At 42.7% G+C, this 11761-nt stretch carries 11 protein-coding genes; 2 read left to right on the top strand and 9 right to left on the bottom strand.

The window, feature by feature from the left end; all coding sequences use genetic code 11:
- Nucleotides 1-299: 299 nt before the first annotated feature.
- From ACSFVZ_RS19340 to cysG, 8 genes are all read right to left on the bottom strand, one after another.
- The gene (locus ACSFVZ_RS19340; RefSeq protein ID WP_435559447.1) at nt 300-1562 is read right to left on the bottom strand and encodes an aromatic amino acid transport family protein; all 1263 of its coding nucleotides are present in this window, start codon (nt 1560-1562) and stop codon (nt 300-302) included.
- Nucleotides 1563-1715: 153 nt separating this feature from the next.
- Entirely contained in the window at nt 1716-1907 is a 192-nt protein-coding gene (locus ACSFVZ_RS19335; protein WP_063700758.1) for a hypothetical protein, read from the bottom strand.
- A gap of 176 nt (nt 1908-2083) precedes the next feature.
- The gene (cysQ, locus tag ACSFVZ_RS19330) at nt 2084-2854 is read right to left on the bottom strand and encodes a 3'(2'),5'-bisphosphate nucleotidase CysQ (protein ID WP_054554817.1); all 771 of its coding nucleotides are present in this window, start codon (nt 2852-2854) and stop codon (nt 2084-2086) included.
- A 3-nt stretch (nt 2855-2857) separates the two neighbouring features.
- Nucleotides 2858-3454 (bottom strand): adenylyl-sulfate kinase, encoded by a 597-nt coding sequence (gene cysC / locus ACSFVZ_RS19325; protein WP_235383923.1) that lies wholly within the window; start codon nt 3452-3454, stop codon nt 2858-2860.
- Between the two features lie 14 nt (nt 3455-3468).
- Nucleotides 3469-5196 (bottom strand): SLC13 family permease, encoded by a 1728-nt coding sequence (locus tag ACSFVZ_RS19320; protein WP_435559446.1) that lies wholly within the window; start codon nt 5194-5196, stop codon nt 3469-3471.
- A gap of 32 nt (nt 5197-5228) precedes the next feature.
- Nucleotides 5229-6653, bottom strand: a complete 1425-nt coding sequence (cysN, locus tag ACSFVZ_RS19315; RefSeq protein WP_235383922.1) for a sulfate adenylyltransferase subunit CysN — start codon at nt 6651-6653, stop codon at nt 5229-5231.
- Nucleotides 6653-7552 (bottom strand): sulfate adenylyltransferase subunit CysD, encoded by a 900-nt coding sequence (gene cysD / locus ACSFVZ_RS19310; RefSeq protein ID WP_135922817.1) that lies wholly within the window; start codon nt 7550-7552, stop codon nt 6653-6655. The genes cysN and cysD overlap by 1 nt, the downstream gene beginning before the upstream one ends.
- A 35-nt stretch (nt 7553-7587) precedes the next feature.
- Nucleotides 7588-9009 (bottom strand): siroheme synthase CysG, encoded by a 1422-nt coding sequence (gene cysG / locus ACSFVZ_RS19305; RefSeq protein ID WP_435559445.1) that lies wholly within the window; start codon nt 9007-9009, stop codon nt 7588-7590.
- Between the two features lie 272 nt (nt 9010-9281).
- Here cysG and deoC point away from each other — a divergent pair, with 272 nt between their 5' ends.
- A complete protein-coding gene (gene deoC, locus ACSFVZ_RS19300; RefSeq protein ID WP_435559444.1) occupies nt 9282-10025 on the top strand; it encodes a deoxyribose-phosphate aldolase in 744 nt (247 codons plus the stop codon).
- The gene (locus tag ACSFVZ_RS19295; protein ID WP_135922814.1) at nt 10015-10515 is read left to right on the top strand and encodes a hypothetical protein; all 501 of its coding nucleotides are present in this window, start codon (nt 10015-10017) and stop codon (nt 10513-10515) included. The genes deoC and ACSFVZ_RS19295 overlap by 11 nt, the downstream gene beginning before the upstream one ends.
- A gap of 77 nt (nt 10516-10592) precedes the next feature.
- On the opposite strand, the gene ACSFVZ_RS19290 is transcribed toward ACSFVZ_RS19295, so the two are convergent.
- Nucleotides 10593-11726 (bottom strand): CsgG/HfaB family protein, encoded by a 1134-nt coding sequence (locus ACSFVZ_RS19290; protein ID WP_253040057.1) that lies wholly within the window; start codon nt 11724-11726, stop codon nt 10593-10595.
- Nucleotides 11727-11761: the final 35 nt, after the last annotated feature.

The following is an 11761-nucleotide window of genomic DNA, read 5'->3' as shown; positions in this document are numbered from 1 at the left end:
ATTATTGATTGAAAAAGATCAGTTACCTGAATTTAAGTAGGGGCAACTGATCAAAATATATGTGAAAGAGTACTAGAGCCTAGAGCCTAGAGCCTAGAGCCTAGAGCCCCCGGCATAGGAAGACGCAGCACCAAACACCCATACCGAGCGGCTGATCGCTGACGGCTGAAAGCTGATAGCTCTGTGTTGGGTTTCGCTGCGCTCTAACCAACCTACGCCACGCCTTCCAACTTTCCAGTTACTAACAAAAAAGCCCAGCCGGTTTCCCGGCTGGGCTTCTATATCTAGCAATGATGAGATTACTTAATCATGCTGTAGATAAGCGCAAATACGGCTAGAGAGCCAACTGTTAATACGAACAGTGTGCTCAAGCGGTTTCTGTATTTGTGTAAGCTAGGAACCTTATATACGGCAATCATTGGCATGATGAAAAGGATCATGGCGATGATTGGGCCTGATAGCTGATCCATCATGTCTAAAATACTTGGGTTGATCACTGAGCAATACCAAATAGCGAAGAACATGATGACAGTGCCAATCTTATCAACAAGCTTAGGGTTCATATGCGCTTGTTTACTGACTAAGCCGTTGAAGCTTTCACGGGCACCTAAAAAGTGGCCTAAGAATGAAGACGTAATCGCGATAAAGGCAACTAATGGCCCTAGAGTAGCAATAAACGAGTTATCAGTGATATTGGCAAGGAATGACAAGATAGACACGTTATCTGCTTTTGCTTGTACCATTTGTTCTGTAGATAGTGACAGTACGCACGAGAATACAAACAGTAAAACAAACACAATTAATAATAAGCTGGTGCGCTTTAGAATTGCTTCTGACTTCATTTTGGCATTATTGCCGTAGTGAGCGCGCTGTACATGCACAAAACTTGATATTGCTGCAGCATGGCTAAATGAGAATACAATGATAGGTATTGATAACCAAAGTGTTTTCATGAATCCTGAAAACTCAGGGACTGATACATCTGGCATTTGCCAGCTTGGGATCAGGTAAATAGATAAGAAAAACAAGATAGCGACGAGAGGATAAACAAGGATTGCAAAAGCACGTAACATGAGAGCTTCGCCACCTAGCATTAAACTGATCATACCGCCAACGAGCACACCAGATAACAGTACGCGTGGTGGTGATTCCATACCTAATTGATTAACGATAAAGCTATCAACAGTGTTGGTTAAGCCAACACCATAAATAAGTAAGATAGGGAAGATAGAGAGAAAATACAGTAAAGAGATTAAGCGCCCGGCGTTAATGCCAAAGTGTTCTTCTACTACATCGGTAAAGTCTGCTTCAGGCTGTTTTGATGATAAAACAAAGCGGGCTAAGCCTCTGTGAGCTAAGTAGGTCATCGGAAAAGCAAGGCATGCCATGATAATTAAAGGCCAAAATCCGCCGATGCCGATATTAATTGGTAAGAATAAAATCCCTGCACCGACTGCGGTGCCAAATAAACTTAACACCCACTGGGTGTCATGAAGGTTCCATTTTGAGTTACTACTTGTTGTCGATGCATCATACTGCATAGCATCTTGATGTGTGTTCATTAGCACTCCACTATTAGAATAATAATTGTCGCGCAGCATATAGAAAAGCGACTAAGAATGCATGTTTTAGCGTTGTATTTAAATAACTATGCTGTAAGGAGAGACTTACAAAGGAAAAAGTTGGGCTTATTGAGATAAGCCCAATTAAGCTATTTATTCTGCAGCTGCAAGTGCGCGAGCTTTAATGTCTGCGGCAAATGCTAAACCTTTCTTAAAACGCGCTTCAGCTGCTGTGATTTCACTTTCATCGCCATTAGCAGCAAGCACCCCTTGTGAAAGGGCTTTATAAAGTGCGGTAATTTGTGCCTCGTAACCGGCTTCAATTGCTTTTTCAACAGTCGTCATGGTTATTCCTTTAATAGATTAAGAGAGCAAAATATTATAGGAACAAGGACTTATTATCTAGGTGGGCTTCACTATTAAGTGGTAGGCGTTAAATCTATAGACTTACTTTGAGATGATAATAAAGGTGCTGGGTTTCGCTACGCTCAACCCAGCCTACGTTATTTAACGGAACGCTTTTAGTCCTGTAACGCCGATACGACAAAATACGGATTCAGATACTCTTCTTTACTGTTATACAGTAGTGGGCTGCCATCGAGTTTGCTAACCGTTGCGCCTGCTATTTCAGCAATCGCATGACCTGCTCCGGTATCCCACTCACAGGTTGGGCCAAGGCGTGGGTATATATCTGCACTCCCTTCGGCAACAAGGCAAAGTTTTAGTGAGCTGCCCTTTGAAACCATTTCTACATCTTCAAACTGTTTTACGAATTCAGCTAAATCAGGAGAGGGGTGTGAACGACTGCCGACAACACGGATAAGCCCTTTATTTGGTTTACGGGTTACCTTAAGTTCGATACGCTCATCACCTTTATCTTTAAAGGCACCTATTGCTTCTGCAGCAATATACGACACACCTAATGCCGGTGCATCGACAACGGCCAATACCGGTTTACCTTTTTCAATCAAGGCAATGTTTACTGTAAACTCGCCATTCTTTTTAATGAACTCTTTGGTGCCATCAATTGGGTCTACTAACCAGTAGCGTTGCCAAGTTTGACGGATATCCCAGCTAATATCAGCGCTTTCTTCGCTTAGAATTGGTACATCAGGGGTGAGATGTTGTAAGCCATTCACAATCACTTTGTGAGCTGCTAGGTCGGCGTCGGTCACTGGGCTTTCATCAGCTTTGTACTCAACATTAAAGTCCTTTTCGTAAATCCCCATTATTGCACTGCCGGCTTGGCGTGCGAGGAGTAAGATTTCTTCTAGCAGTTCCGTTTGATTCATGACTTAACCTATAATTTGCTGTTGTTTTAAATACGCTACCAGTTCTTGCACCGATTGGTCTAGGCTGTTTTTACTGGTATCGATTTTAATTTCTGGCGATGTAGGGATTTGATAGTCTGAGTCGATACCTGTGAAGTGCTTAATTTCACCTGCACGCGCTTTTTTATAAAGCCCTTTAGGGTCGCGTGTTTCACACACGTCGAGCGGGGTATCTAAAAATACCTCAATAAACTCACCATCCTCTACTAAGTTTCTTACCATATCGCGTTCGCTTTGGAATGGCGAAATAAATGCGGTTAATACCACAAGACCGGCATCGACCATCAGCTTGGCAGTTTCACCTACGCGACGAATGTTTTCCACGCGGTCTTCATCAGTAAAGCCAAGATCTTTACATAAGCCATGACGCACATTGTCGCCATCAAGTAGGTAGGTGTGAACGCCTAACTGGTTTAATGCGCTTTCTAGTGCGTTAGCAACTGTACTTTTGCCTGAACCTGAAAAACCTGTGAACCATAAAATGGCAGGCTTATGCTTTTTTTGCTCACTACGCTGTGATTTGCTAATGGCGTAATTATGCCAAACGATATTTTCATCCATTGTCTTTACTCTCGTTATTGAAATGGGAATACCAGTGGTATGAGTGTTAAAACCGTAATCGAGTAAATAATCGATAAAGGTAAGCCCATGGCAATGTAATCTTTAAGGCGGTAATTTCCCGCGCTGTAAACCATCAAGTTAGTTTGATAACCAAATGGCGAAATGAAGCTCGCTGATGCACCAAATGCGACAGCCATAATAAAAGGCAACGGTGATACATCAAAACCAACGGCGAGTGCATACGCTACCGGAAACGAAAGCGCTGCAGCGGCATTATTGGTAATGAGTTCGGTAAATAAAACCGTCATTAAGAATATGGCGATAAATGCGCCGTAAGGCCCAAAGTCACCTAATACGTATAACATGGCCGACGAAATTTCGCCGGCAAGGCCTGTGCCTATCATGAGTTTAGCAAGGCCAATTGCACTACCAACTACTGCGAGTAACTCTATTGGGAAGCGACGTTTTACTTCACTTAGCTTGATTGTGCCCGTTAGCATTAAACCGATAAGAAGAACGAGTAGGCCTTTTACTAATGGCACTAGGCCAACAATACTTAACCCTAATACAGTTGCAAAACTTGCCAGCACAATATTTGATTGCTTAGGTTTTAAATGGGTTTGTAAATCAAGGCCTGATATATAAACAAACTCGCGCTTTAAATTGGGTAGCGAGTAAAACTCTTTGCCAGGAGCAAGGATCAAGGAATCACCCGCTTGCAGTTGAACTTTACCTAAGCCACCTTGTAAACGGTCATGGCCGCGGCGAATGGCAATAACGGCTGCATGAAATTGTTCACGAAAGCGAATTTCTTTAATTGTTTTACCAATGTATCTTGATGAATGACTAACAACGACTTCAACTAGGTGCTCAACGTCTTTCTCATGTTTGTCGTGTACAACTTTTAAGCCATCAAATTGGGTGAGCAGAGGTACTGACTTTATATCACCTACAAAGAGCAGTACGTCACCTTCTTTAATAACTTGTTTTGGGGTAACCGCGCAAATACGTTTATCACCACGGATTATTTCGGCTAAGAACAAGTCTTTTAATTCACGAAGGCCATTTTCCTCAACACTTTTACCAATTAGTTTAGAGCCTGTTTCGACTTTACCTTCAAGGTAAAAGGGTACCACTTCTTGGTCATTTTTACCGTTATCTGGTAAATACTTGAGCATTACTAAAATAGTGATAAGTCCGACGCTCAATGCGCCTAAACCAATCAAGGTAAAATCAAAAAAACCAAGTGGCTCCATGCCCGCTTCAACGGCAAAGCCATTAACAATTAAATTGGTTGAGGTACCTATCAGGGTGATCGTGCCACCTAAAATGGCAGTGTACGATAAAGGCAACAAAAGCTTAGACGGTGAATGTGTCGGGCTTTCTTTTATTGCACTGATAAGCGATGCTACTACTGCTGTATTATTAGTAAATGATGATAAAAAGGCAGTTGATAAACCCAGTTTAGTTACCGAACTTGTCAGGCTGCCTTTCGAAAGAGACTGAGCAAGCTTTTGCACTAACGTGGTTTTTTCTACCGCTATCGAAACGAGTACAAGTAGAATAAGAGTAATTAAAGAAGGATTTGCATAGTTAATTAGCATATCTTCAAGGCTGATCAGCCCAGCTAAATAACTAATACCAATGGCGCCGACAAATAACCATGCAGGTTTTAGTCGAGTGCCAAAAAGGCACCCGACTAATACCAGCATAATGCCTGTTAATACCAGCTGTTGATACATGCTTTTTACTTCCTATAACAGGCGAATGGTGATTATTTAAGCTTAGTTATATCAAGCGCTTGCCAATGAGGGAAGTGCTTGCGTACTAATGCGTTAAATTCAACTTCAAAATCGCTAAAGTTACTTTGTTGCTCTTCGGTGCTAAGTAATTGTTCAATCATACCTGCAGCAACGGTCAGGTTAGATAAGCGATCAATTAGGATAAATGCACCTGTTTCATGGTTGTTATGGTACTCATCAGCCAAAATTGTTTCTGTAAGCTCTAGGGTTACAATGGCAATTTCGTTAAGCTGTAATGAGTCAGCTTGACCATGCTCTAGGGTATTAACATCAATCGTGTGATCGATCTTTCTTACCACTGCCGAGGTATTTTTGCTGCCTAACTTAAAGTTGTAGCTTTTACCTAATACTAACGGTGCTTCATGCATCCATACTAATTTAGCTTGAATACGGTTTGTTACAGTAGCATTTGAGGCTGCAGGTACAATCACATCGCCACGACTGATATCAATTTCGTCGTTTAACGTTAAGGTAATTGCTTGGCCTGCTTCAGCGGTATCTAGGTTACCATCGAAAGTGACAATCTCTTTGATGCTCGAGCTTTTACCCGATGGTAATACTTTCACTGCATCACCCACGCTAAGTTTGCCAGACGTTAAAGTGCCTTGGAAACCTCGGAAGTCTAAGTTCGGGCGTACTACATATTGCACTGGTAAGCGGGCTTCAAACCCGTTATCAATTTCAGCCGCTGGTGAGTCTTCAAGTAACTCCAGCAGTGGCTTTTCTGTGTAATAAGGTGTGTGCTCTGAGCGTGTTACTACGTTGTCACCTTTTAGCGCTGACATCGGCACAAATTTGATATTAGTAACGTTTAGCTGCTCTGCAAACTTAAGGTAGTCGGCTTTGATTTTCTCGTATACCGTTTCATCGAAATCGACGATATCCATCTTATTGATAGCAACAACAAACTGCTTAATACCTAATGAGTCACAGATAAAGCTATGACGCTTAGTTTGTACTTGTACGCCGTAACGAGCGTCAACTAGGATAATCGCCACGTCACTAGTTGATGCGCCGGTCACCATGTTGCGTGTGTATTGCTCATGTCCTGGTGTATCAGCAATAATGAATTTACGTTTTGCTGTAGAGAAGTAACGATAAGCAACGTCAATCGTAATACCTTGCTCACGCTCAGCTTGAAGACCATCTACAAGGAGTGCTAAATCAAGCTCTTCACCGGCATTACCGACTTTTTCATTGTCTTTATGCAGGGCTGCAAGTTGGTCTTCATAAATTTGGTGGCTGTCGTGTAAAAGGCGGCCAATCAGCGTTGATTTACCGTCATCTACACTACCACAAGTCAGCATGCGTAAAAGGCTTTTGTCTTGTTGACGCGCAAGGTAGGCGTCGATGCCTAGCTCTCTTACTTCATTAATCGTGTCGTTTGTTTTAGACATTAGAAATAGCCCTCACGTTTTTTCTTTTCCATTGAACCAGCAGAGTCGTGATCAATCACGCGGCCTTCACGCTCAGAAGAGGTAGAAAGCAGCATCTCTTCAATAATTTCAGTTAAGGTTCCTGCTGTTGATTCCACAGCACCCGTTAGCGGGTAACAACCAAGAGTACGGAAACGGACCGATTTCATTTGCGGTACTTCACCTTCTTCTAAAGGCATACGTTCGTCATCAACCATAATAAGCGTGCCGTTACGCTCAACTACAGGGCGTTCTTTGGCAAGATAAAGTGGAACCATTTCAATGTTTTCTTGGTAGATGTACTGCCAAATATCAAGCTCAGTCCAGTTAGAAAGCGGGAATACACGAATACTTTCGCCCGGGTTAACTTGGCTGTTATACGTATTCCAAAGCTCTGGACGTTGGTTTTTTGGATCCCATCTGTGGTGTTTGTCACGGAATGAGTAAACACGCTCTTTAGCACGTGATTTCTCTTCGTCACGACGTGCACCACCAAACGCAGCATCAAAGCCGTATTTGTCTAACGCTTGCTTTAAGCCTTGCGTTTTCATGATGTCGGTGTGTTTAGCTGAGCCATGCACAAATGGATTGATATCAATCGCTAAACCTTCTGGGTTTTTATGGACGATTAAATCAAAACCATACTCTTTAGCAAGGCGGTCACGAAACTCAATCATTTCCTTAAACTTCCAGTTGGTATCAACGTGTAAAAGTGGAAATGGAATTTTTGCTGGGTAAAACGCTTTACGCGCTAAGTGTAATAACACTGATGAATCTTTACCGATTGAATAAAGCATCACCGGGTTTTCAAACTCAGCAGCAACTTCGCGCATGATTTTGATACTTTCAGCTTCTAATTGCTGAAGGTGTGTTAAAGCCATTGTTAGTCGTCCTACTAAAATGATTAAAAGTTAAATTAAGCTACGCCAGTTATAGGCTGGGCAAAGCTGCTGGTTTGCTCGGTTTGACCAAACCATGCAAGTTGATGATGCAATGATGCAACTTCGCCAATAATTAATAAGGCGGGTGAAATAATGCTATGGCGCGAAATCAAATCGGCCAGCTCACCTAATTGCCCTGTAACCACACGTTGTTCTTTACGTGTGCCGTTTTCGATAATGGCAACGGGTGTGTCTGCACCGCGGCCATGTTTTAATAATTGTGCTTGAATATGTGGTGATTTAATCACCCCCATATAAATCGCTAAGGTCTGATTTGGTTTGGCAAGTGACTGCCAATCTAATTCTTGACCATCTTTTTTACAGTGACCCGTTACAAACTGAATGGCTTGGGCATGATCTCTGTGAGTAAGTGGAATGCCAGCATAAGCACTACAACCTGCAGCAGCAGTAATACCCGGTACGATTTGGTAACGTACTTGATTAGCTGCGAGAACTTGCACCTCTTCACCACCACGGCCATAAATAAATGGATCGCCACCTTTAATACGGCATACTTTTTTGCCTTGCTTGGCAAAATCGACCAGCATCTGATTAGTATCTTCTTGTGCAACACTGTGATCGCCTAAACGTTTACCCACGCAAACCAAATCGGCATCACGGCGCACTAAATCCATAATTTCATCAGAAACCAAGTAGTCATATACAACCACGTCGGCTTGTTGCATTAATTGTAGTGCTTTTAGCGTTAATAGCTCAGGGTCGCCCGGGCCTGCACCAACAACATACACTTCGCCTTCAGGCTCAGGCTTGGCATCTAACATCTGCTCTAGCTGCGCTGTGGCAGCTTCGGTATTTCCCGCTTGAACTTTGCTCACGACTGATGAATCAAATACGCCTTCCCAAAACTGGCGACGATCGGCAAAGTGTTTAAAGCGTTGTTTTACTTTGTCACGGAAGCTGCCCACTAAACTTGCTAATGGCCCAATATGCTGTGGAATAAGCGTTTCGAGTTTTTCACGTAAACGACGTGCTAAAACTGGCGCTGTACCGGCACTTGAAATTGCAATTGTGATCGGGTCACGGTCAACAATTGATGGAAAAATAAAGCTGCACTTAGGTTGGTCATCTACCACGTTTACGAAGATATTGCGTGCATTGGCAAGCTTAAACACCTCCTCATTTACGCTGTCGATATCAGTAGCAGCAATCACTAGCATCTGTTGCTCTAAATACTGCTCTTTAAAAAAGTCGTTAATGAGTGTTACATCACCTTGCTTTGCAAGCTCTTGTAGTTCATCACAAAATGCAGGGGCGACTAAGGTCACGTTGGCGCGGGCTTTTAAAAATGCTCGGCACTTGCGTAACGCAACATCCCCACCGCCGACTACCAGAACAGGCTTGTCGTCTAATTTGGTAAAGATTGGTAAATATTGCACTTTGTCTACACCCCTAAAACACATTGAATAAACTGCTTATTGCAGGTAAGCAGAATATAGTGCTCCATATAAAGTAAAAAATAATTAAAACCAAGTTTATATAGCTAAAAGTTATATATGGTGGTTGTGTTTGGCTTAAGGCTTAGTTAACAAGGGATTGCGGCGAGTTACAAGTAAATTAGTTGCCTTATGGTGATTAGTTATGATTTATAGCCGAATGATAAAAATTTGCTACTATAGGTCACTAAGATAGCAACAAAAAAGTAAACGTAATGAATAAAACACAAACAATCGCTGCTCAAGCGGTGGCGCTGATGGACTTAACAACTCTGAATGACACCGACACCACAGAATCAATTAATAACTTGGTTGCTAGCATTGAGCCAAAATTGGGCATCCCTGCGGCGGTTTGTGTGTACAGCCAGTTTGTTAGTGACGCTAAACTGGCACTCGCTGAGCGTGAACTTCAGCACGTAAAAGTGGCGACAGTTACAAACTTTCCTGATGGGGAGCAGCCTTTAGAACAAGTGATAAATGAAACACTGTTTGCCATTGAGCGCGGAGCCGACGAAATTGATTTAGTGATCCCCTATAAAGCACTGATTGCCGGTGATGAGCGCAAAGTTTTAGAGTATGTCAAAGCGTCAAAAGAGGCATGTGGCAGCCAAGCGCAACTTAAAGTCATTATCGAAAGTGGCGAATTAAGCGATGATCTTATTGCAACGGCAACTAAGCTGGCAATTAATGGCGGTGCTGACTTCGTTAAAACCAGTACCGGTAAAGTGGCTGTTAATGCAACGCTAGCTGCAACAGCCATCATGTTAAATACCATTAAAGCGACTGGTAAAAAGGTTGGTTTTAAGGCTGCTGGGGGAGTCAGAACAGTCACTGATGCTGCTGAGTATTTAGCCTTAGCCGAATCAATCATGGGTGAAGCGTACTTACAGCCAGAGCTATTTCGTTTCGGCGCTTCTGGGTTATTAAGTGATGTATATGCGACATTAAATGAATCGTGAGAGTGAACAAGAAAAAATAGCACTCGAGCATAGTGCGGCAAAGCTATTTTTACGCTGCTACGAAAAACAGTTTGGTGTAACCATGCGTAATATCTGGCATAACACACCAAGTAAACCAGATGTGAGTTGTTATAAAGGTGATGAACGGCTCGATATTGAAATAGCGCATTTATATGCCAGTGAAACAGAAGCGATGGCGGTGCTAGGTCGCCCGCTGTCTATCTCAATGCAACGCGATCTCGCTGAAATGGCTTTAGCACCGAGTAACGAACGTTTGCACTGTGCTTTGCATCGATTGCTGGCACAAAAAGCTAAGAAACATTACGAGTCTTCGCAGCCTTGGTTATTAATTCGAAATGCCAGTACTATATGGCATTTTGATGATTTTAAGTCAGTACTTACTCACCTTGATGTGCCTAAGCAGCATCCCTTTCAACAAATTTGGTTGTTATGTGATTTTTATCGTGGTGAGTTGTTGCAAGTAGTGTGATATGTAGCAGGTTAATGTAGTGAAGGCGCCAATAAAAACGGTGATACAGCCAGTGCTAACACTGGCTGTAAGTTTACTCAGTCAAATTTAAACATGCTACCTAAGCTTTCTAAACTTGACTTGTTGGTTTTGGCAATACACTGTGTATCATCAAGGGATTTTTTGGTTGCTTCATCTGCAAGTCCCGTCACTTTTAGCTTATTTTCTTGCTGATATTCAGTGAGCGCAATCACAGTGGCTTGATCATACTTTACGTCTTCAACGTCAAATTCTTCATAGTGTGGTTGCTGCTTCAAGTAACCTAAACACACTAAATTGAGTCGTGACATCGCCAGGTCTGTTTTTTCATAGTAGGGCATTCTGTGACTCGGAACAGTAACCGATGCTATTGGCGCTTTAGCCGGGGCTGCAGCTGTGGTTACTTTTAGTGGTGCAGGGGCCTTGTAGCCAGCTGCTATGGTGTTGTCGCTATTATAACGATAATAAGTTGTGGGCACTTTTGACTCTAAGAATTCAACGGCTTTTACGATTACTTCGCGCAATGCTTTTTCTTTAGGCGTGTTTGACCAGCCACTTAAATTTCCACCGACAAGTGCACCGCCAAAGTTAGTCGCTGCTGATGTGAAATCGAAGTCTTTACTGCCACCTTCAACGCTGGTTGCGGCTAGAATTCGCGAGGTGCGGGTATCAATTAGGCGTAAATCAATGGCCATGTGTGAGCCTGAGAAACCAGCCGATACTGAACTAAATACATCACCAATAAAACCACCGCTGCCTACACTGGCACCTGAACTATCATCATCGAACTCAGTAACCGCTGCAACTACCACGATTTCGGCACCTTCGATCTCACCATAAGCTGCTCCTGATGCTGCACTTACGCGCCCTGAAACAGCGAGGTCTTGCTCAGATAACACCGCATCGAGTGCTTGTCTTTCTAAAACAATAAATCGATTGGTACTGACTAATGCGGTTGTTAATTGATCTGCCATACCTTCACCGATTTCTTTTCGCCACCAACGCGAATCATTTGATTTATCGGTAAAGCGGGCTACAGCGATGCGAGCTTTTGGGCCGTTATATTGTTGCTGTGCGACTTCATTTACATTTGGACTATTTTTATTACTTGTTGATGTCGACGTGCTTTGACATGCACTCAGTGCTGCTGCAAATAACGTTAGCGAGATCGCCTTGTGTGTTTTTGTGAGCATATGATTTTCCTTAACTGATATCTCATGCAGAAAAC

The sequence above is a fragment of the Pseudoalteromonas nanhaiensis genome, assembly GCF_051235485.1.
Lineage (GTDB): Bacteria > Pseudomonadota > Gammaproteobacteria > Enterobacterales > Alteromonadaceae > Pseudoalteromonas > Pseudoalteromonas lipolytica_C.
Note: the sequence above shows the minus strand (reverse complement) of the source record. Positions and strands in the feature narration are given on the sequence as shown.